A 21,835-nucleotide genomic window follows, 5' to 3' on the forward strand; every position below is an offset into this window, starting at 1 on the left:
TAGCGGCGTGATCAGTCCGTCGTACACAGGGGCTAACCCCCCTGGAGCGGGAGTCTTCAACGCCTCGGTGATCTGTAGCCAGACTTGAAGGCGAATGGATGCGTAAACGTGATGCCTTCAGGAGGGTTCCGTTATCCGGACGGCGGGTAACGGGTGTCGAACACGGGGCAGTTGGGACGCCGTAGGTGAATACGGACATTAACCGGACGATCCCTTGCGATCTACGCGCGAAGAAATGCAGAGCCCCGGTGAAGGACCCTCGCTTGTCCTTCACGATTCGCCGGACTGCGGATCAGTATCCGCCGGGTGCCGGTGGATAGCCGTACCCACCCGCCGTCGGAGCCTGGGCCGGGGCCGCGTGGGCCTCGCGGTCATAGAACGGCCGCGCGTTGGCGCGCAGCCACATCGCCACCGGGTCGTACTCGTCGGACATCGCGACGGTCGACACGGGCAGCCCGTCCGGAACCCCGCCGATGGACTGCTGCATCATCGCCCGCACCGAGTCGACGGCGGGCGGCGAGGTGTCGTAGACGTCGAGCCCGATGGCCAGATACGGCGCCCCGAGCGCCGGCTGCACCCAGGCGCGGCGCAGCGAGCGCACGGCGGTGGTGCGATGCGCGTTCTGGGTGAGCAGGGCGTAGAACTGCGGGATCTCGATGCCGGGTTCGGACAGGCGCAGCGGGCCGGCGGGCTGGCGCTCCAGACCCGCCGCGATTCTGCGCAGATCGAGCCATGGGACGCCGACCCCGCCACCCGGGGCGTGCGGATTGAGCCAGAGTCCGAAGTGGTCGGGGTAAAGGGTGCGGGCCACGTCGAGTCCGTCGACGACCTCGTATGACCGGTTCCAACCGCTGGCCGAGAGCTCCTGGGCGGAGGTGACGCACGGCGCGTAGCCGAAGCCGTCCACCTCCATGTTCCCGTACTGGGCGTCCGGGGAGCCGGCCTGGCCGTGCCAGAGCAGCATCCACACCTGGCCGGACGACGGGGTCGCGAGCGCGCGAAGGAGCGCCTCGTAGGCGTCGTAACGCCCGGGCGTCACCTGGCGCAGCATGTGCTCGACCTGACCGGCCGCGGCCGTGCCCGACGCGCTCACCCTCAACCGCCCCTTCGCGAAGAAATCATGACGTCGACCAACACCTCGGCCGAACCCCGGCCGAGCCATGAAACCAGCTTAAGCGGCGAATGCGCTCCGCTGGGGTAGCGGTTGGGAGCTCGGGGCTTGCCGCGTTCGGGTCGCGGCAGGTCCGTTGTGGTTGCTCGCGCCCACGCGGCGGAGCCGCAAATCGGTCACAGCCCCGCGCCTCTTTGGGGGCGCTCCTACTGAGCCTGCTGATAGAAGGGCCGCACTTGGGCACGCATCCAGTCGGCCACCGGGTCCTGGGCGACGTCGAGCAGGACCAGGTTCACCGGCCACTTGACCGCGACCCGGGCGAGGGCGCGGGCGAGCGCGTCCATGGGGAGTGCCCGGAGGTCCCCCTCCCACAGGGAGAGTTCGACCCCGACGAACATGACCGGGTCATCGCCCTCGATGCTGGCAAGACAGCGGCGGGCGGTCAGTACGACTCCCGTCGCCGCGAACTCGGCCGAGGCGGCGGCGAAGAAGTCCACCGGGTCGTCCTGCCAGTCGGGCTCGAAGAGCCTCACCCGGCCGCCGGTCGTGGGCCCGTCCAGCGGGGTGCGCCCGGCCCGGCACAGCTCGGCGACCGCGAGGGGCGGCAGCGGCACGCCGACCACCCCGTCCGGGTTGATCGCGATGCCGACCTGCGGGGGCAACCCGCGGGCGAACTCGACGGCGGGCGCGATGGTGTACGACAGATGGCTGCCGACGACCTGGCGGAACTGCTCCTCGGAGCTGAAGACCGGCACGTACACCTGGCCCTCGATCTCCAGGGTGGGCAGGTCGAGGGCCGCCGCGTCCGGTCCGCCGCCGTTGGGCAGCGGCACCCAGACGAAGCTGCGGCCGAGGACCTCGACGATGCGGCCACCGGCGGTGGGCACTCCGAGAGACGCGGAGAGCACCTCCTCCAGTTCATTGCCCGGCCATCCGCCGTGCGGGTGGGGGTGCGCTGAGGCCGGAAATTCCGGAAAGTCGGGGAAGTCCATCTGTCTACCTGTCTACCGCCTGCGGTGAACCACTGTTCTGGTGTTCTGGCTGGAAAGATTAGTGGGCCTGTACGACTTCCCAGTCGCTCTCGGCCGCTCTCGGCCACCATCCGTCGCTCCCGGCCACTGTCCACCCCTCTCTGCCGCTGCCGGTCACCCGAAGTCGATCCGCCGCAGTACGTCCGCCGCCTCACGGTCGAGGAGCACCGCCGAGCCGCAGCCCTCCGGCAGGTCACCCCGCTCGACGGAGCGCAGCAGCCGCGCGACCGCGCCCCGGTGACGGGCGAACGCGTACCGGGAGACGCCCCGACCGCGCTCGCGCTGGCCCTCCAGCGCCGTACCGGGCGTGACGTCGAGCAGCAGCAGGTGGAGAGTGCCGCCGCGGCGGTGGGCCTCGCGGGCGAGCCAGCGCCGCACCCAGGCCTGTGTACCGCAGTCGTGCACGACGACCCCGGTGCCCGAGCGCAGCGCGCGGCGCAGGCCCGCGTAGTGCGCGAGGCGGACGAGGGGGCGGTAGACGGCGTACGGCAGCCATCCGGCCGTCCGCTCGTCCCAGCGGTCCCGGGTGTCCTGGGAGTCGACGCGCGGGCCTTCGACGGCCCGGCGTATCAGGGTCGACTTGCCGCTGCCGGGCAACCCGGTGACCACGACGACGTCGGCCGCTCCGAAGTACAGACCGTGCGGAGAGTGTCCCGCGCGCTCCCTGAGGTCGCGGACGACGGCCGCCGGAAGCGCTCCGCGGACCTCCCGGGCCCCGGCCGGGGCGCCGGGCTGCTCGGGCAGCGCGAGGCCCGAGGTCGTGGCGTACGCCGTGGTCCTGTTCACCGTGATCGTCCTCCCCTTGGGTGTGGAGTCCCATCCCCGTCGAGTGTAAAGAGAAGGTAATGCGCGGTGTCTCTCGTTTCCGTACGCGGACTGCCACAGGCCGGTTACAGATGCGGACTGCCGTGATCGGGACGGCGCGTGCGATGATGTGCCCGCCAACTGCATACCGGCCGCTTGAATCCGCGCGGGAGAGTTCCGGGAACCTTCGGGTACCCGGGCGCCGAAGGAGCAAGTCCCTCCCTTGAATCTCTCAGGCCCCGTTACCGCGCGGGCGAGGCACATCTGAAAAGCGGGCCACTGTCCGGTGGCTCCACCCAAGGTGCAAGTCAGGACCTCCGTTCGCGGGGTCGTGATGAACCTCTCAGGTTCCGATGACAGATGGGGAGGAACGACCTCGCCGTCATGCCTTGGGAGCCCCACCGATGAGCAGTAACGCACCCCGTCTCACCGCACTCGATGCCCTGCATCGCTCGCTCGGCGCGACGATGACCGACTTCGCGGGCTGGGACATGCCCCTGCGCTACGGCTCCGAACGCGACGAGCACCTCGCCGTGCGCACCCGGGCCGGTCTCTTCGACCTCTCGCACATGGGCGAGATCACGGTCACCGGGGCGCAGGCCGCGGCCCTTCTGAACCACGCGCTGGTCGGCAACATCGCCTCCGTCGGCGTCGGCCGCGCCCGCTACACGATGATCTGCCAGGAGGACGGCGGCATCCTGGACGACCTGATCGTCTACCGGCTGGCCGAAAACGAGTACATGGTCGTCGCGAACGCCTCCAACGCCCAGGTGGTGCTGGACGCGCTGACCGAGCGCGCCGCCGGTTTCGACGCCCTCGTGCGCGACGACCGGGACGCGTACGCGCTGATCGCCGTGCAGGGCCCCGAGTCCCCTGGCATCCTCAAGTCGCTGACCGACGCCGACCTGGACGGGCTGAAGTACTACGCGGGTCTGCCGGGCACCGTCGCTGGCGTCCCGGCGCTGATCGCCCGCACGGGCTACACGGGCGAGGACGGCTTCGAACTGTTCGTCGCCCCGTCCGACGCCGAGAAGCTGTGGCAGGCGCTGACGGAGGCGGGCGCGCCCGTCGGTCTCGTCCCCTGCGGTCTCTCCTGCCGCGACACGCTGCGCCTGGAGGCGGGCATGCCGCTGTACGGGCATGAGCTGACCACCGCGCTCACCCCCTTCGACGCGGGGCTCGGGCGGGTCGTGAAGTTCGAGAAGGAGGGCGACTTCGTGGGGCGTACCGCGCTCCGGGAGGCCGCCTCCCGCGCCGAGGAGAACCCCCCGCGGGTACTCGTCGGGCTCGTCGCCGAGGGCCGTCGCGTACCGCGCGCCGGGTACCCGGTCGTCGCCGGCGGCAAGGTGATCGGCGAGGTCACCTCCGGCGCCCCCTCCCCGACGCTGGGCAAGCCGATCGCGATGGCGTACGTCGACGCCGCGCACGCCGCTCCGGGCACGGCCGGGGTCGGCGTGGACATCCGGGGCAGCCATGAGCCCTACGAGGTCGTGGCGCTGCCGTTCTACAAGCGCCAGAAGTAGCTTCGGGGCCGAAAGGGCCCCGTCCAGCGCGCCCACGTGACGCACGCCGCTGTGTCACGTCTCGTATCCCAAGACCACTCGGTCATCCCGTTCATCCGCACTCCCCCGCGTACAGGAGAATTCAGGCCATGAGCAACCCCCAGCAGCTGCGCTACAGCAAGGAGCACGAGTGGCTGTCGGTCGCCGAGGACGGCGTCTCGACGGTCGGCATCACCGAGTTCGCGGCCAACGCGCTCGGCGATGTCGTCTATGCCCAGCTTCCGGAGGTCGGTGACACGGTGACCGCGGGCGAGACCTGCGGCGAGCTGGAGTCGACCAAGTCGGTCAGCGACCTGTACGCGCCGGTCACCGGCGAGGTGGTGGAGGCCAACCAGGACGTGGTGGACGACCCGTCCCTGGTGAACTCCGCCCCCTTCGAGGGCGGCTGGCTGTTCAAGGTACGCGTCGCGGAGGAGCCGGCCGACCTGCTCTCCGCGGACGAGTACACCGAGTTCTCCGGCTCTTAAGGACTTCTGACTGATGTCGCTTCTGAACACGCCCCTGCACGAGCTGGACCCGGACGTCGCCGCCGCCGTCGACGCCGAGCTGCACCGCCAGCAGTCCACCCTGGAGATGATCGCCTCGGAGAACTTCGCTCCGGTCGCGGTCATGGAGGCCCAGGGCTCGGTCCTGACCAACAAGTACGCCGAGGGCTACCCGGGCCGTCGCTACTACGGCGGCTGCGAGCACGTCGACGTCGTCGAGCAGATCGCCATCGACCGCGTCAAGGCGCTCTTCGGCGCCGAGCACGCGAACGTGCAGCCCCACTCCGGCGCCCAGGCCAACGCGGCGGCGATGTTCGCGCTGCTGAAGCCGGGCGACACGATCATGGGTCTGAACCTCGCGCACGGCGGGCACCTCACCCACGGCATGAAGATCAACTTCTCCGGCAAGCTGTACAACGTGGTCGCCTATCACGTGAACGACGAGACCGGCCAGGTCGACATGGACGAGGTCGAGCGCCTCGCCAAGGAGTCCAGGCCGCAGCTGATCGTGGCGGGCTGGTCGGCCTACCCGCGCCAGCTGGACTTCGCCGCGTTCCGCCGGATCGCGGACGAGGTCGGCGCGTACCTCATGGTCGACATGGCGCACTTCGCGGGCCTCGTGGCCGCGGGCCTGCACCCGAACCCGGTGCCGCACGCCCACGTGGTCACGACCACCACCCACAAGACGCTGGGCGGCCCGCGCGGTGGCGTGATCCTGTCCACCGCCGAGCTCGCCAAAAAGATCAACTCCGCGGTCTTCCCCGGCCAGCAGGGCGGTCCGCTGGAGCACGTGATCGCCGCGAAGGCCGTCTCCTTCAAGGTCGCCGCCTCCGACGACTTCAAGGAGCGCCAGCAGCGCACGCTGGACGGCGCGCGGATCCTGGCCGAGCGCCTGGTCCAGGACGACGTCAAGGCCGTGGGCGTGGACGTCCTGTCCGGCGGCACGGACGTGCACCTGGTCCTGGTCGACCTGCGCAACTCCGAGCTGGACGGCCAGCAGGCCGAGGACCGTCTCCACGAGGTCGGCATCACGGTCAACCGCAACGCCGTCCCGAACGACCCGCGCCCCCCGATGGTCACGTCCGGCCTGCGCATCGGCACGCCCGCCCTCGCCACCCGCGGCTTCCGGGCCGAGGACTTCACCGAGGTCGCGGACATCATCGCCGAGGCGCTGAAGCCCTCCTACGACGCGCGGTCCCTGAAGACCCGCGTGTCCGCCCTGGCCGACAAGCACCCGCTGTACCCCGGCCTGAAGTAGTACAGAACCAGTTCCTGCGAAAGTTCACTTTCGTACAGAAATTCGCACGGAACGTACGATTCACCAGGACGCCGCGCACACTGGAACCGGAGCTGTGCGCGGCGCCCGCCCCCATGCACCACCCCTGTTGTGAGGAGTCCCCGTGGCCATCTCGGTCTTCGACCTGTTCTCGATCGGCATAGGCCCGTCGAGCTCCCACACGGTGGGCCCGATGCGTGCGGCGCGCATGTTCGCCCGCCGGCTGCGCAACGAAGAGCTGCTGGACTCGGTGGCCTCCGTCCGGGCAGAGCTGTACGGCTCCCTGGGCGCGACCGGCCACGGCCACGGCACCCCCAAGGCGGTGCTGCTGGGTCTGGAGGGCGCGTCACCGCGAACGGTGGACGTGGAGGGCGCCGACGACCGCGTGGAGCAGATCAAGTCGTCGGGCCGTCTCTCACTCCTCGGCACGCACAAGATCCCCTTCTCCTTCGACGACGACCTGGTCCTGCACCGCCGCAAGGCCCTGCCGTACCACGCGAACGGCATGACGGTCTTCGCGTACGACGCCTCCGGCGCACTCGTCCTTGAGAAGACGTACTACTCGGTCGGCGGCGGCTTCGTGGTCGACGAGGACGCGGTGGGCGAGGACCGCATCAAGCTCGACGACACGGTGCTCAAATACCCGTTCCGCACGGGCGACGAGCTGCTGCGGCTGACGAAGGAGACCGGCCTGTCGATCTCCGCCCTGATGCTGGAGAACGAACGGGCCTGGCGCACCGAGGAGGAGATCCGCGAGGGCCTCCTCGCCATCTGGCGTGTGATGCAGGCGTGTGTCTCCCGGGGCATGTCCCGCGAGGGCATACTGCCGGGCGGCCTCAAGGTCCGCCGTCGCGCCGCCGTATCGGCCCGCCAGCTCCGGGCGGAGGGCGACCCGTTGGCCCACGCGATGGAGTGGATCACGCTCTACGCGATGGCGGTGAACGAGGAGAACGCGGCGGGCGGCCGCGTGGTCACGGCCCCCACCAACGGCGCCGCGGGCATCATCCCCGCGGTCCTCCACTACTACATCAACTTCATCCCGGGCGCGGACGAGGACGGCGTCGTGCGCTTCCTGCTCGCCGCCGGCGCCATCGGGATGCTCTTCAAGGAGAACGCCTCCATCTCCGGCGCCGAGGTCGGCTGCCAGGGAGAGGTCGGCTCAGCCTGCTCGATGGCCGCGGGCGCCCTCGCCGAGGTCCTCGGCGGCAGCCCCGAACAGGTCGAGAACGCCGCCGAGATCGGCATGGAACACAACCTCGGCCTCACCTGCGACCCTGTCGGCGGCCTCGTCCAGATCCCCTGCATCGAACGCAACGGCATGGCGGCGGTCAAGGCGGTCACCGCGGCCCGCATGGCCATGCGCGGTGACGGCTCCCACAAGGTCTCCCTCGACAAGGTCATCAAGACCATGAAGGAGACGGGCGCGGACATGAGCGTCAAGTACAAGGAGACGGCCCGGGGCGGGCTCGCGGTGAACATCATCGAGTGCTAGGGAAACAGGCCCTGACCAGCGCGTTCGTATCTTTCAGCGCTGTCAGGACCTTCCCTGCTTACGCGGCGGAAAGTCCCTGGAACCTCCCTGGGACACACGGCCCCGGCGTAGTTGTGTGATGTCCGGTTCCGTGCCGGTTGATCAGATGCCGTAGACGGCGAAGGCGTCCTTGTGGCGGAGGAGGTCGCGGCGGGCGTGGGCGATGTTGGCGCGTCCGGCGAGGCGGATGGTGCTGATCGCCAGGTTGCGGAAGCTGGCCAGGGCTCGGGGTGCTGTACCGGTCCTGACCTGGGAGTTGTCTTCCCGGAAGGTGACGTCTCGCACCCAGTGGATCTTGTTCTCCACGGTCCAGTGGGACCTCTCGTAATGGTTGAGGTGGGCGGGGCCGGCGACGTCGGGCGGCAGGCTGGTGACGCCGAAGACGATCTCTTTGCTGGTCCATTCGCCGTCGAGGTTGCCGGTGTCGCGGCGGAGGCGGAAGACCTGGGATGCGCCGGGGAACAGGGTGTGGCCGGCGGGTGCGGTGCGCAGGGTGCGGCGTTCGGTGCGGCCGTGCCCGCGGTCGGTCTCGGTCGCGGTGGTCTCGGTGAAGTCGGTGTCCGTGCCGGTCAGCAGTATCTGGGCGGCGGCGTGCGCGAGGGGCTGGTTGCCCTTGAGGATCAGGACGTAGTGGCTGCCGAGGGGGCCGGTGATCAGGCGGGCGGTCTTCTTCGTGGTGTGCAGCGCGTCCAGGGTGAACACCCTTCCGTCCAGGCCGAGTCGGGTGAGCAGGGCCCGGGCTGCCTCGCCCTCGCCGCGCTTGTCGGGGACCTGGCTCTGGCCCAGGACCGCGCCGTTGGCGTGGTCGATCGCGCCGACCAGGAAGACCCGCCCGCTCTCGGTGCGGGCGCCGGTCAGGGCCTTGCCGTCCAGGGCCGCGGCGGGCAGCAGCCCCTCTGGCGCCGGGTGCTCGGCTGCGCGCTGGGCGGTGCGGCGCTGTTCGCGTTCCGCTGGTCCCGGGGTGGCGGGGATCTCCGGCGCCGGCACGGTGCCGCGGGCGAGGTCCGCGACGTGTCCGCAGGTTGCCGTGTCCAGGGCGTCGGTGTCCAGATGGGTGAGCACGCGCCGGAAGGTGCGCTCGCTGGGTACGAGGTAACGGCCGGTCAGCGGGTTGTACCGAGCGCCGATACTGGCCAGGTTCGTCTGCGGGGCACGGGCCGCCCACTGCCAGATCGCGGCGATCGAGTCGCCGCCGACCACCAGCGTCGCGCACGCGGTCAGTGTCAGGATCACCACCAGGGCGTGGCGTCGGCCACGTTTCGCGCGCAGGTCCGGGACCTGCCGCAACCTGCTGACCAGTTCGGACTCCACTGTCGTCGGGTCGGTGGCGAGCTCGGCCTCCCCCCGGGCGAGGTCCGCGAGTTGGCCAACGGCAGGGGGGATCGGCGAAGATGCGGGCACGAGCGCGACTCCTGTGACGATCTTTTGGCGTAGAGACCTGAAAGATCATCAGAAGTCGCGCTCGTCCTGCAACCAGCCACATCAAACCGGGGCAGAACAACTCAAGGGAGAACTACGCCGGGGCCGTGCCCTGGGACAGACGTGAAAGTCCCTGGAAAGTCCCTGGGATGCCCCCCGGGGCGCGTCGCTGTTTGCGGTGGTGCACGGGCCGACTTCAGGACCGGCCCGGCGCTCTTGAGTCCGCCTTAGGGCGTTGAGTGCGGTCGGTGCACGCGAGGTAGTGAGACCTACGCATTACGAGACCGTGAGCGATCATGTTGCCTGCTGACGCGTCATGCCGCCCAATGACGTTTCTCCTGATCAGGGCACATGCAGCAGGCTGGCCCATGCCGCCCCGTGATGCACTGTCCACAGGCGTCTGTCCACCGACTGTCCACCGGCAGGACCACTTGACCAGGCCCCTCTCGCCGTCCCATCGCTTCTGGCGAGACCCCCGACAGGGGCGGAACCTGACGCAAGGCACGGCTGTCCAGTTCAGACAAGGAGCCGCGCAGCACTTCACCACGAACGTCGCAGCCTCCACCCGCGACGAGATCTCCGAGCGAAACGACATCTATTTTTGACAACAAGAGGTATCATTTCGCTGACAGGACTAGCGGCGGAGGAAGCATCCACATGGCCAGAACAGTCATCGACCTCGACGAAGACATGGTCACCGAGGCCATGCGCATCTTCGGCACCAAGACCAAGGCCAAAGCCGTCCGCCTCGCCATGGAAGACGCCGTCAAGAGGCACCTTCGTCAAGAGGGCTTCGACGCCATAGAGGCCGGCGAGCTCGACTTCAGCGAGATCGTCGAGAACACCGGGCCCCGCAACGCGGACGGCTCCCTCAAGCGCGACGGCGACCGGGACGGAGGCCGGGCCGCCTGATGCAGGACCGCTACCTGATCGACAAGTCCGCCCTCGCCCGCTGGACGAAGCCGAACGTCAAGGACGTACTCAAGCCCCTGCACGAGCGCTACCTCCTCGCCGTGTGCCAGCCCACCGAGTACGAGATGATCCACTCCGCACGGGACAGCTCGGAGGCGACACGGATCAGCACCTGGCTCCACGCCTTCGACTACCTCCACGCCGACCACCGCGCCTTCGCCCGCGCCCTGGAAGTCCAGCGCCACGCTCTCAACGCGGGCTTCCACCGCGCCCTGTCCCTCCCCGACCTACTGATCGCCGCCACGGCAGAACTGCACCGGCGGACGGTCCTCCACTACGACGGCGACTTCGACATGATCGCCTCCCTCACCGGCCAACCCACCGAATGGGTCGTCTCGCCCGGCAGCGCCGACCGATGAGAATGCTGGCCTTCCCACCTCCGATGAGTTGTCTGGTGTCCCTCATCGAATGGTCGCTGGGGAGTTCGGCAGCTGGCCTGCGCCAGCGCGCTGGTCACCCTGTACAGCCTGGCTCTGCGTGGATCCCTGCGGGTCCTGGGCTGGATCGCCGGGGTAAGCCTCGTCGAACTGGCCCTCGCCATCTTCTTCCTGGCGCCGATCGCAAGCGCCCCCTCCGCCTATTCCACCTCTGCTCGGGACGGCGACCAAGCCCGTCGCCACCGGCCTGACGCTCCGTATCCGCCGGTTTTACCTGATGGCGCTGGAGGACTGGGCCGCGAGTGGCGATAGAGCGCGTCCGGCTCACCACGGCTGCGGAGCGCTCCCGGGTCACGCACGCCAGCAAACTGGCCTGGCGGGACGCAGGGCTGTTGGGCACAACCAGGTACGGACCGCCCCGCAGCCGCTGCGCAGCCCCGCTCCGCTGCGGTCTCTCAGTCCTGGATGTACCGGACGATGACGCGCATGCGCGTGCCCCGCTCCGTTTGCCAGCTCACCTCGTCCCCGACCTCTCGCCACATCAGGGCCTTCCCCAGCGGGGTGTCAGGGCTCAACCGCTCCGCCTCGTCACCCGCGAGCATCGCGATCTCGTACGTCATGATGCCCGGCTCGTCCGGGTCCTCGACTCCGACGAGGCATCCAGGGACGACCATCGCCCCGCCCGTCAGGGAGGAGTCAGGGACCACTTGGTCGAGCAGGGCACGCAGGTGACTGCGCCGCTCCTGCAGGGCCTGGCGCCGCCTGTCGTGATCGGCCAGCTGGGCATTCCTGGACGACGAGTCCACGGCCACGATCTCCGGAAGCGGCTGGTCCAGCGCGTCCTGCACGCGCTGGAGCTCGCGCTGCACCCGTCGATGGGCAGAGACGCTGAGCCGGTCGATCGGGAGACGGAGAGAGGACCCGGCACCGCCCGGCACCGCGGAGCCCGTCACGGGGGTGGGTTCGTCGCCGTGGGTCGGCTGCCGCGGCACGGCCGGAAGACTCTTCACCGGGGCCCGGTCAGCCGTCGGTCGTGCACGCAGCAGTTCCGTCGTACGGCCGTCGGAAGCGCCGGAGGAGCCAGGCGCGTGGTGCCGCGCCAGCCCCACCTGGCCGTCGTCTCCCAGCACCGGTACGTCGGCATGGGCGATCGCGGCGCGGATCATCGCGTGTACCTCGGGGTGGGCGACCCGCACGACGGCATGCCCCTCGCGCAGGATGTCCACGGCGTCGGCCCCCGGGAAGCCTGGCACACCCGCTCCCCCGAGGAACCGTGCGGCCTCGGGCACGGTCGCCCGCATGCTGAACGCGTGCTGGGCTGCATTGACCTCGTCGCGGTGCAGCCGTGCCACGGTCACGAATTGGGGCTGCGCCTCCTCGGCGCCGTGCGGGGGATGGAGGTTCACGCCTCCCCGGCGCGACACTTTTACGTGAATGCCAGCAGCGGCCAGCCCGTCACGGAGCCTTTGCCGCTGTTCATCGGTCCTCAGCCCGAGTCGGTCCGCCTCCAGTGCGAAGGCCCGCTGACTGATGACGCCCGCATTGGATGCGCCGCGCATCAGTCTCTCGATGACGTCGGGCTCCACGCTGCCAATGGGGGCGTCGTCGCTGTGGCCGGTAGGGACCGTAGGGCTGTGGCCGATCGGGTCCGTGTCGCCGTCGCGCCTGGGGACTGTACTGCCGTCGCTTGTCGGAACCGTACCGCCGTCGGGGACCGTGCCGCCGTCCCCGGTCGGGTCCACAAGGTCACCGGTCGGGCCCGCAACGCTGTCCTCAGGGGCTCGGTTCAAGGGCGACGCTGCCCGCAGCCCGCCGCCAAGTGGGTACGCCGCCGACTCGATGCCGAGTCGGTCGAGTTCCGCCCACAGCGGTTCGAGTGCCCGCTCCGGGTCGAGGAAGAAGCGGCTGCCCCGGATGCGGACGAACGTCCATCCCACGCGCTCCAGTTCGCGCTGGCGTGCCGCGTCCGCGTCGGCGTTCTCCTCGGTGTGGAACGCGTCGCCGTCGCACTCCACGGCAAGGCGTCTGGTGCCGCCCTCGACGACGAGGTCGATGCGGTAGCGGCCGGCCGGATACTGCGGCCGCACCTGGTGGCCCCGGGCCCGCAGAGCCAGGTAGACACGCTGCTCGAAGAGGCTGTCGAAGGCCTCGTGCGGAACGTCCGGCCGGACCTCGCCGAGTCCGAGGCCGTTCTGCTCCTCGGCCGGGCGGGAGAACCAGTCCAGATAGGCACGCCGCAGATCGGTCTCGCCGAGTTCGGTGAGGGTGAAGCTGTGGAACAACCACACCTGGTCGCGGGCCCGGGATGCAGCCACGTTGAGGTGCTGCCGGTTCAGGGAACTGCTGAAGTGGCCGATGCGGCGCGGCCCGTCGGGGCCGGTGAGCGATACGACCGTACTGATGAAGACGATGTCGCGCTCGTCGCCTTGGAACTCCTCGGCGTTGCCCACGCGCAGGCGTCGGCGCTGTCTCTGGTCCAGCGGGATCCGGTCGGCCAGCAGGTCTTCGATGAGGTACTTCTGCCCCGCGCCGAGCAGGGTGATCACCCCCATGGTGCGCCCTGCGTAGGCGGGGTCGGCGATGCACCGGGCGACCTCCTCCACCAGCCGCACTGCCTCGGGCCGGTTGATCTGCTTCTGTCCGCTGCCTTCGACGTAGCCATCGGGTATGTGCACCGGGCGCAGGGGCGGCAGCCGGTCGGCGCCGTACTGTCGCAGCGGCTGGAGCCGGCCGCCGTAGCAGAGCTCGTTGGAGAATCCGATGATCTCCGGCATGCACCGGAAGTGTTCTTGGAGCATCAGTCTGCCGCGGCCTCCGGCCAGACCGGACGCGATGTCGAAGAGGCTGGCGGTCGGTGTGAACAGGTTGCGGCGGGCGGCGGGCAACTGGGCGAGGAGCCGTCGCTGGAGTGCGAACTGCTCGTCGTGGTCCACGCCCACCTGGGCGGGGCTGACCTGCTGGTCGTCGCCGACGACGATCACCTTCGCGCCCAGCCAGGCGAGCAGCAGCGTCTCGGGGCCGGACTGGCTGGCCTCGTCGACGATCACGACGTCGAAGCGACCGGCTTGGTCCATCGGCACGGTTTCGGTCACCTGGTGCAGCGGCATGATCCAGGCGGGCACCGCCGCCTGGCTGGCCTGCAAGCTCTCCCGGGCCTGTCTGCGGTAGGTGGCCGCGTATTTGCCGGTGCCCTTGCCCAGCTTGCGGACGTTCTGCTGGTACGAGGTGAGGGCCACGGCCTGGTCGTCCGTGAGCCGGGACAGACAGCTGAACCAGGCCTTGTCGGCCGCCAGCCGTTCCAGGCCGATGCGGATCTCGACGTCCGCCTCGGCGAGCAGCCGCATCTGCCGGGCCTCGGCCTCCGGGGCCGTCAGCTCCTTCATACGGTCGTACCAGACCGACCACGCCCACGCGGCCTCGAAGTCCGCGAGCCGGGTGTCCCACTCGTCGTCCTCGGGTGTGGACTCCACTCTGTCGGCGAGGTCTGGGAGTTCGGCCGCGGCCAGCCGGTAGGCGTCGTCACATGCCTTCTTGCGCGCGAATGCCTCCCGCAGGTCGTCCACGTCGTTCACCGCGGCGCTATAGGCCGCCGGGTCACGGGACTCGACCGCGGCGCGGGCTCGTTCCAGGGCTGCCGAGGCCCCCCTGCGGTGGGCCGCGGCGCGCAGTACACGCAGGGCGTCGTCGATCAGAGTGCGGGCAGGGTCGGCGTTCCTGCGCGCTGCTCTGGCCTTCAGGAGGTTTCGCACGGTGGCGGCCCGCTCCGGGTCGCCCCAGCCGACGCCGACCAGCCCTGGTGCGGCTGCGGCTGTGCCGACCACGGCGTGGCGCATGTCGGCGAGAGCGGTCAGAGTGGTGAGGGTGGCGATGTCCTGGCGCAGCCGGGCGGTGCGCCGGGCGGTGGCCTGCCATGCGTCGTGGCCGTCGCCCCACTCCTGTTCGATGTCCTGGAGGTGCCGCTCCAGCCTGACGCGGTGCAGCACGGCGGACGCGGCGGTCGCTGTCTCCACGGCGCGGCCGTCGACGCGCACGGTCTCGGGGAAGTCGCCGACAGCCTTGCGCAGCTTGGTCTTCATGCCCAGGGCTCCGCGCAGCTTCGCACCGGACGCGAGCCCGTCCCGGAGGGTGCTGGCGAGACCGAGGGCCGTCGGCACGTCGTACGCCTCCAGCCCAGTGACCAGGGTGGCGCCGAGGGCACGCTCCGCCTCCTCGATCATGGTCAGGGCCGCGGTGGTGCGCTCGTGGCGGCTGCGCGCGCCGAGGTCCTGCCCGGTGAGGATTTCGTCGCGCAGCTCGGCGGCCCAGGCGGCCGGCATCGAGGTGGCCGCCCTGGCTGCGGCAGTGAAGTGGTCGAGCGCGGTGGCCAGTTGGTCCTGCTGTGCTGGGGTGAGGGCGGACACGGCGTCGTCGAGGCGGGAGACGGAGCCGTCTTGCCGGAGCTCGGCGAGGTCGGCCTCTGCCGCCTTGACCGTCTCGACCGCCTCGGCGAAGGCGGGCACCGTGGGCAGCTGCCCGGGCTCGGGCAGCGCGGCACTCACCGATGCGGCGAGAGCACGGTGCCGGTCGGTGAAGGCGAGCGCCGCACGGCGCAGGCGCGTGAGCACCTCGGCATTCAGCGTCGGGGCGTCAGCGGGGACGGCGCCGATCCAGCCGAACCGCGGGTGTTCCTCGGCGAGCCGCTGGGCGATCCGGGCCAGGGTTCCCTCGTAGTCGCCGATCTCGACCGGATGGTGGTATGTCTCCTGCTCCCGCAGCGCACGCAGCGCCTTCAGGGCGAGCGCCTGCGCGGACCGGGCGGATCTGAGGCGCTCTTCGTGCTCCTGGATGCGTCGCCGGTATGCCCGTGAGGAGAAGTCTCCCTGCCGGTCGAGGATGGCCTTGACGGACTGCTCCAGTTCCAGTTGCCCGGCTCCGTCGTCGGTACGGCTCACGCACAGCTCGCGGATGCCGACGGGCAGTTTGTCTTTCAGAACCTTCAGGGCACGTGCCGTATGGCTGGTGATCAGTACGCGGTTGCCGTGCGCGAGAAGGTCGGTGACCAGGTTGGCGATGGTGTGCGTCTTGCCGGTGCCGGGCGGTCCTTGGACCACGACGAGATCCCGGTCCCGCAGCCGCTCGGCGATGGTGCGCTGTTCGTCGTTGGAGGGCAGCGCGAAGTACAGCTCCGGCGGCGGTCCTGCTGCGTCACCGCTGCCCGGTTCCCCCAGCGGGCGGTCACCGCCCGCACCGGCGATCGCCCGCAGCAGAGCGGTGGGCTCGGCGCCTTGCTCGATGGACAGGGCGACGGCGCGCAGCGCTTCGAGCATGCTGCGCCGGGTGCGCTCTCTGAGCAGCAGCACCGGCGCGAAGCTGACGACCGGTACGAAGGGGTCTCCCGCTGCTCGGTGCCGATTCGGTGCGCGGTCGTAGCGTCCTGCTTCGTGGGCCGCGATGATCCAGGTGGTGAGGGCGCGGTGCAGGTGGTCGGCGAGCTGCGGATCCGTGGTGTCGCCGGCGGCTTCCAGCTCCTGCCGTACAAGGGCACGAGTGTCAGCCCGCGCCTTCTGCCCGGGGTCGAGCATGGACTCCTCCAGCACCGGGCTGCCGTGCTCGGGATCGGGTCCGACGGTGATGGCTCCGGTGTCGGGGTCGATGGTGATGACGGCCCGGCAAGTGACGAGATGGCGACGGATCGGCTCGCCCTGCGCCGACCATGTGAGGTAGCCGAATCCGACGACCAGTTCGAAGGTCTCGCCGAGTTCGGAGGCGTCCACGCACAGGCGGTAGAGGCGGTCGTAGGCACGTATGACGGGCTTCATTGCGCGGTCGCGACGTGCCCACCCTTCCCATTCACGGGACCAGGCACGGTACTGGTCGTACACAGTGTCACGCTTGGGCGAGTCGGCCAGGGACACGGTGCTGTGCTGGGTGCGTGCGCTTCCCTCGGCGGAGATCTCTTCCGCCGGTATGTCCGTCTCGGCCCGCGGCTCGGGGGGCGTTTCCCGTGCCGAGTCGTGGATCTCCCGGTCGGCCAGCCAGTGGGCGAGCGGCAGCGGCGGAGCCGGCGGTTCGTGCCGTACGGGTCGGTCGGCCCGCAGCCACAACAGCGTGTCGCCGGGGACGGCGTCAGTGAGGAAGGAGCCGAACTGCGCGGGCAGGTCGGCGAACCACACCTGATGCCTGGCGTCGTCGTGCGTCCGCACCGGCTTGGTGCGGCTCTCACCCACCTCCGCGAGGTAACGGAAGACATGGCGGACAACATCGTCGGGCGTCACGGCGGATGCGGGCACGAGCCACCTCGCTGAACTGATGAAACCAAAGTATGAAGAGTGTGCGCATCCTATGTGCGTGGCACGTCTGAAAGGGTGGGCACTTCCCTCTACTGAGCTGCGATGCGCGTGATCGTCCGGATGTTGCCTTCGAGCAATGCGCCTTCATGCCCGCGGACCGGGCGGCGCGAGTAGACAACCTGGTCCGCCAGTTCGCCGACGCGGAACAGCGCCACCTCCCGCGCACCAACGAAGCTGCTGCTCAGGACGCCCAGCCTTGCCCCGCACGGCGCTCCAGTTCTCGTAGTGAGAGACACCCCGCTCGGATCCGTGTCCGAGGGAAGGGCGGCGCGCTGCCCAGGCCGCCATGGGGCGCCGAGGACCAGGACGAGCCGTAGCCGGGGACAGGCGGATCCGACGGACAGGAGGTCCCCGACCCCAGTCTCGCTGGATGGCCCCACATCCCGCCCACCTTTGGCGAATGCAAGAATGCGACCCTTGGGTGGACAAGTGCATCGGCTCGGGGTGGGCACGAGCACTGTTGGAACGGGGGTAGCCATGGCGTTGGTCATGTGTCCACTGTGCAGCGACGACGAGAACATCGAGGTGATCCGCACGCTCGACGGCGGACGTCGTCTCGTGAAGCACCGGTGCGGCTACGAATGGGAGCACAAGGAGCCCACCGTCCCGCAGAGGAACCCGCTCCGCACCTTCGACGACCTCAAGGCCCGTTTCCCGAAACCCGAGGACGTCGATCCCGAGCAGTTGGAGCGCGTGGCTCGGCTGAAGGAGCAGTACCTCACCGTCAAACCGGACTTCGCCCCCGACGTGGCGGCCTACTGGTCGAAGTACCAGCGGATCTTCTCCCCCGACGGGCTGTGGGCATGCGATCCCAGAGTCCTCAAGGACTTCGCCAACTCCGAGGTCGGAGCCCGCCCCGGCAATCAAGCCACCTTCAACTCCGCGTGGAACGACATGGGCGATGCCGCGGCCGGGGAGGCGACCCGCAGGACGATCGAGTACCTCCTGTACGGCCCTGACGACGTGCCGCCCGAAGACCGGCTCCAGCATCTGCTTGACGGCACCAAGCCGTTCACCATGACCGGTTTCAAGGAGGCCCTTCTCACGAGGGTTCTCTGCGTGATGTACCCCGACCGGTTCCTGACGATCCTCAAGTACACGACGGAGGCGGGCGGCAAGCGCGAGATCGCGCGAATGGTCTACGGACTGGAGCTGCCGACACCCGAGTCGGTGAACTGGACCCTCGGCCGGCTCATCCTCTGGAGCAACGACCTCCTGAATGACCTCGTCGGCCAGGGCTTCGCCAACCAGCAGCACGCCGCCGCGTTCCTGTGGTGGGCCAAGGATCAGGTCGAGGGACTTCAGTAGGTTGCCGTACATCGCCTGAGGGCCCTCGTAGCCCCCGATGGGCTCTGCATGGCTGAACGCGAGCACGCCACCAGGGTTCAGCCGCTTCGCGATGAGCTCGCCGTGCCCGCGAAGGCGTCCACGACCGCCAGAGGGCTGTCCCGAGTCGCCCTACCAGACGACGTCCGGCTCACCTTCGCGCAAGTCTCCCTACTCCAGTCTGCACGACGGCTCCGCGCGATGAACGCGGAGGGCGAGGTCGTCGCCCTCCGACGCTGAGCGCCACCCCGAGGCCGTTCCCCCATGTGTATTGCGGGACCGCCAATTCCGCTTACGGCTGTCGGAACGACACAAGACCGAGATCGCTGATCGCAGCACCCGGACCGCCCGACCGGCGCCAGAACCCGGACTCGGCGAGAGAACTCCTGACTGTCCATCACGCACAGCTGTCCACCGGCTGTCCAACGAAGATATCGAGACCTGACGGGCTCCGTGGTTCAGCCGAGCAAAACAGCAGGTCACAGCCTTGCGGCAGCCTATCGACAACAGCATGTGAAACGGCGACCTACGCATTGCGATGCACAGACGGACAGTGCCGATTCGCCGAGATTCCAAGGTCAACGAAAACAAGAAACCCCAGGTCAGAGGCCTAACCTGGGGTTCACCATGGAGCCGCCTTCGGGATTCGAACCCGAGACCTACGCATTACGAGTGCAGTGCCGCGAACCGTACCGGAAGCACACGCCGCATCACCCAGAGACGATCAGGCAGCCAGCGAGAGCAGCCATACCGGGCCAATCCGAAGCTCTGATGGATCCCCCAAGGCAAGCATGAATCCGACGAACGCTATGACGTGACCACACTCGCCAAGATCGTGTTACGAGCTCAAAGCGTCGCGTCAGAATTTACTGATCGGCGGAGGATCCCCAAGGATCATCCTCTACATTTTCATCGGAAATTTCAAAAGGTTTCCATTCGATGCAATTCGGAACTCTTCCTCCGGAGTGCAGGAACTCCTTCACCGCTTCCCTGACGAGAGAGATTGGAATTTCCGAATTATCTGGAAACTCAGTCCAATGCCCGGCGACATGATACGCGACGCCACTGCGGGAGTCGGGGGCACCAACTGAAGCAACGCGTCCGACCTCAGGCGCCGTGAAAGCCAATGCCCCCACCTGGAGCTCCCTACTGACTCCGACATACAGCTCGTGCTCCGGAATCCTACCGGTGTTCGAGGTCGATCCCTTGACAGGATATGCACCCCATCATGGAGCACCGGCCCGGTCAGCAGGGCGTCGATGACGCTATCCACGTCACCCGACGTGGAAAGCAGAACGGGGTTCTGCATGCTGGCGCGACGGTAACGTGCCTCCAGTCGGTTATCAGTCGCCATCACGAGCCTGCTTTTAACAATTACACCCGATCAGTGGCGGGGTCATCTCCGGAGAAAGTATTGACTCCGATGCATCCGATTACTTTAAGCGAGTCCGGGTCAAGAAAGAGCTGAAAGTAATATCCCCCTCGATCACGATCGTTCACATAGGCGACCAGGAGGCCCTGCTCGCCCATTTGGCGGAGAATCGCGAGGGTCTCCGTGAACCCCAGCGTCTGCTTGCCACGCCTCTGCAGGTTTCTCTTCCTCGCCGAACAGATGCCCAGGATCTCCACTGCTGGGACCGGGTCGAGCCAGAGATCGAAATGCGCTCCGGAGATCAGAGCATTCCTGGCAGCGACGCCAGCTTCGGTATCGAGCTCGAACGCAGCTAGCAATTCATCTCTGGATACGTTTTGCATCTCATTCCCCTGCAACGCTTTCCCAACTCTCTCCGAAATCGTAACTGACTTCCGGAGCTTGAAACTCTCCGACAATGAGGTGCTCGTCTTCATCCATATCGTACTCGGTACCGTGAATCTGAATGTTTCTCGACGGCCCGATTGCAGGATCTACATCCACCTCCCTGACCCGCAATATGACACCCTCCCCAACTCACTCTTCGTTCAGCTCTTGGGCACCTTCCGTGGCCCTCTCAATATCATGCGTCCAAGATGTGAAGATGGAATCCGTTTGATTTCCACCCACATGCGATCTGATGTTGGAGTGGCCACCACGGGGAACCGCACGGCCTTGAGCTGCGGCATCGTAACCACGGTGCCCCTTGGCGCAATGCCACTTATTTAAGAAACGGCCAGGATTTTGATGTGTGGCGGGTCCGGGTGGCGGGTTGTGGTTTCGGTTGGGAGCTTCTTCCTGTAGGCGTGGACGTGGATGCGTTTGACGGCGCGTGGGCTACTGCGGTTCCTCCGGCAGGGGTTGAGTCTTTCGACGATTTCTGCGTGTGCTGCCTCAAGGGCGTTCATGAGGTGGCGAGGGGGAAAAGCCCGCCTGGTCCGTGACCTGACGTCGGATAATGCGCAGTGACCGCATGAAGGACAGTCTGTCGGGGTCGATGTCGGCCTGGTCGGCTGCCTCGCACATTAGATGCCGGACCGCGTAGTGAGTGAGGAGGAGTGCCCAGATCTCCTGCTCGATCATGTCCGGTGTCTTCGAGCGCAGTACGCCGCCACGGCCTCGCTGATGAGTTTTGATCTCGTCCAGGCTGGATTCGAATTCCCAGCGTTCGGCATAAGCGGCCGCAAGTTCAGCAGAACTTGCCTCATCGGGGTCCATGATGGTGGTGATCAGGCAGAAGATCTCTCCCTTGCCTTCACGATTCGTCACTTCGTATTCGATGACCCGGACCGGAATTCCGGACGGTTCCTCGATGTTCGCCGTTCCGCGGTGTCGCTGGACCGCACGCCGACGACGGACCTTCGGGTCGAGCAGGAACGACTCGTACGACCCGTCCTTCAGGGGCCGCACCACTGGCAGGTGAGGTCCGTCAGGCATGCGCCACAGCAGATCCGCGCCAGTAGCGGCGGCAGCTTCCCAAAGACGGTACGCATAAAATCCCCGGTCAGCGGTAACCAGCATGCCTGGTTCGAAGTCGACGACGAGTTCCCCGGCGAGAACACCTTCGTCCACGCGCCAGGGCCCCAGCCGTGCTGCCACCACGGCATGGGTCCCGCATTCGCCCAGCCCCACGATCTTCACCTGGGGAAAAGGCGCCGGATTCTTCGTCCCTCCCGACCGGCCGAACCTCGCGTCATTCGCAGAGGTGTCGGGAACATCCAGCACGAAACCGTCGATGGCCATCAGACGCCACCGCCCCAGCCACGCCCCTTGGGTGCCCCGCCGCGCACAGGGCAGTGCCACCCGCTCAAACAGCACCCGCAACGGCTCCGGTCCCAGACGCCGGCGCGCCTGGGAAATTGCACCCGTCGTGGGAACTGTCCAGTCTTTGCGCCAGGTCCCCAGAAAACGCAGACCGTTAACGAGAAGCCGCATCACCTCCTCGTACGACTCGCCGAAGAACAGACACAAGCCCATCACGTAATAGACAACAACACGCGCCGGCAGCAGACGTGACCGCTTTTCCGCCCGGCCCGTCTCGACGAGAACCTCATCGACCAGGTCACGGTCGACCAGGCGCGTCAGAACACCAACACCCACCCGGTCAGTTAGACGCACGCCCGAAACTGCCGCCGAGTCATCCAGCACCCCACCCATAGGCGAGGAAGGTAGCCGGTCTTCTGGAAATAACAAAGCACCGG

The 21,835-nt window shown here is 68.1% G+C and carries 16 protein-coding genes and 1 riboswitch; of the genes, 7 read left to right on the plus strand and 9 right to left on the minus strand.

Going from position 1 to position 21,835, the window contains the following annotated elements; translation table 11 throughout:
* Window positions 1-292 precede the first annotated feature (292 nt).
* The 3 genes from OG819_RS04885 to OG819_RS04895 form a co-directional block, all read right to left on the minus strand.
* Window positions 293-1,093, minus strand: coding sequence for an enhanced serine sensitivity protein SseB C-terminal domain-containing protein (locus tag OG819_RS04885; RefSeq protein WP_266628859.1), 801 nt, complete (start codon window positions 1,091-1,093; stop codon window positions 293-295).
* 224 nt (window positions 1,094-1,317) lie between these two features.
* The gene (locus tag OG819_RS04890; protein WP_266648185.1) at window positions 1,318-2,103 is read right to left on the minus strand and encodes an enhanced serine sensitivity protein SseB C-terminal domain-containing protein; all 786 of its coding nucleotides are present in this window, start codon (window positions 2,101-2,103) and stop codon (window positions 1,318-1,320) included.
* 153 nt (window positions 2,104-2,256) lie between these two features.
* Window positions 2,257-2,934 carry an AAA family ATPase gene (locus tag OG819_RS04895; protein ID WP_266634691.1) on the minus strand — a complete coding sequence of 226 codons (678 nt, stop codon included), beginning with the start codon at window positions 2,932-2,934 and terminating at the stop codon, window positions 2,257-2,259.
* Between the two features lie 169 nt (window positions 2,935-3,103).
* Window positions 3,104-3,204, plus strand: a riboswitch (glycine riboswitch).
* 146 nt (window positions 3,205-3,350) lie between these two features.
* Here OG819_RS04895 and gcvT point away from each other — a divergent pair.
* From gcvT to OG819_RS04915, 4 genes are all read left to right on the plus strand, one after another.
* Entirely contained in the window at window positions 3,351-4,469 is a 1,119-nt protein-coding gene (gene gcvT / locus OG819_RS04900) for a glycine cleavage system aminomethyltransferase GcvT (protein WP_266628855.1), read from the plus strand.
* A gap of 128 nt (window positions 4,470-4,597) precedes the next feature.
* Window positions 4,598-4,975, plus strand: coding sequence for a glycine cleavage system protein GcvH (gcvH, locus tag OG819_RS04905; protein WP_266431167.1), 378 nt, complete (start codon window positions 4,598-4,600; stop codon window positions 4,973-4,975).
* Window positions 4,976-4,988: 13 nt separating this feature from the next.
* Window positions 4,989-6,251, plus strand: a complete 1,263-nt coding sequence (gene glyA, locus OG819_RS04910) for a serine hydroxymethyltransferase (protein ID WP_266648187.1) — start codon at window positions 4,989-4,991, stop codon at window positions 6,249-6,251.
* Between the two features lie 142 nt (window positions 6,252-6,393).
* Window positions 6,394-7,761: an L-serine ammonia-lyase gene (locus OG819_RS04915; RefSeq protein ID WP_266648188.1), complete on the plus strand. Its 1,368-nt coding sequence runs from the start codon at window positions 6,394-6,396 to the stop codon at window positions 7,759-7,761.
* 141 nt (window positions 7,762-7,902) lie between these two features.
* Here the strand turns inward: OG819_RS04915 and OG819_RS04920 are convergent, their stop codons facing one another.
* Window positions 7,903-9,201, minus strand: a complete 1,299-nt coding sequence (locus OG819_RS04920; RefSeq protein ID WP_266648190.1) for an ISAs1 family transposase — start codon at window positions 9,199-9,201, stop codon at window positions 7,903-7,905.
* Between the two features lie 675 nt (window positions 9,202-9,876).
* Between OG819_RS04920 and OG819_RS04925 the strand changes: the two genes are divergently transcribed.
* Together OG819_RS04925 and OG819_RS04930 are read left to right on the plus strand one after the other, a co-directional pair.
* Window positions 9,877-10,131 carry a type II toxin-antitoxin system VapB family antitoxin gene (locus tag OG819_RS04925; protein WP_266648192.1) on the plus strand — a complete coding sequence of 85 codons (255 nt, stop codon included), beginning with the start codon at window positions 9,877-9,879 and terminating at the stop codon, window positions 10,129-10,131.
* Window positions 10,131-10,550, plus strand: coding sequence for a PIN domain nuclease (locus OG819_RS04930; protein ID WP_266648194.1), 420 nt, complete (start codon window positions 10,131-10,133; stop codon window positions 10,548-10,550). The genes OG819_RS04925 and OG819_RS04930 overlap by 1 nt, the downstream gene beginning before the upstream one ends.
* A gap of 473 nt (window positions 10,551-11,023) precedes the next feature.
* Here the strand turns inward: OG819_RS04930 and OG819_RS04935 are convergent, their stop codons facing one another.
* Both OG819_RS04935 and OG819_RS04940 read right to left on the minus strand, forming a co-directional pair.
* The gene (locus tag OG819_RS04935; protein ID WP_266648196.1) at window positions 11,024-16,837 is read right to left on the minus strand and encodes an AAA domain-containing protein; all 5,814 of its coding nucleotides are present in this window, start codon (window positions 16,835-16,837) and stop codon (window positions 11,024-11,026) included.
* 89 nt (window positions 16,838-16,926) lie between these two features.
* Complete coding sequence (locus OG819_RS04940; RefSeq protein WP_266648197.1) at window positions 16,927-17,052, minus strand: hypothetical protein; 126 nt, start codon at window positions 17,050-17,052, stop codon at window positions 16,927-16,929.
* Between the two features lie 322 nt (window positions 17,053-17,374).
* Between OG819_RS04940 and OG819_RS04945 the strand changes: the two genes are divergently transcribed.
* A complete protein-coding gene (locus tag OG819_RS04945) occupies window positions 17,375-18,205 on the plus strand; it encodes a hypothetical protein (RefSeq protein WP_266648199.1) in 831 nt (276 codons plus the stop codon).
* 884 nt (window positions 18,206-19,089) lie between these two features.
* On the opposite strand, the gene OG819_RS59070 is transcribed toward OG819_RS04945, so the two are convergent.
* From OG819_RS59070 to OG819_RS04955, 3 genes are all read right to left on the minus strand, one after another.
* A complete protein-coding gene (locus OG819_RS59070; RefSeq protein WP_353963252.1) occupies window positions 19,090-19,404 on the minus strand; it encodes an Imm1 family immunity protein in 315 nt (104 codons plus the stop codon).
* A gap of 193 nt (window positions 19,405-19,597) precedes the next feature.
* Entirely contained in the window at window positions 19,598-20,071 is a 474-nt protein-coding gene (locus OG819_RS04950; RefSeq protein WP_266648200.1) for a hypothetical protein, read from the minus strand.
* A gap of 457 nt (window positions 20,072-20,528) precedes the next feature.
* Complete coding sequence (locus OG819_RS04955) at window positions 20,529-21,791, minus strand: IS4 family transposase (RefSeq protein WP_266648201.1); 1,263 nt, start codon at window positions 21,789-21,791, stop codon at window positions 20,529-20,531.
* Window positions 21,792-21,835 lie beyond the last annotated feature (44 nt).

It is taken from the genome of Streptomyces sp. NBC_01549 (assembly GCF_026339955.1).
In the GTDB taxonomy this organism is placed as follows: domain Bacteria; phylum Actinomycetota; class Actinomycetes; order Streptomycetales; family Streptomycetaceae; genus Streptomyces.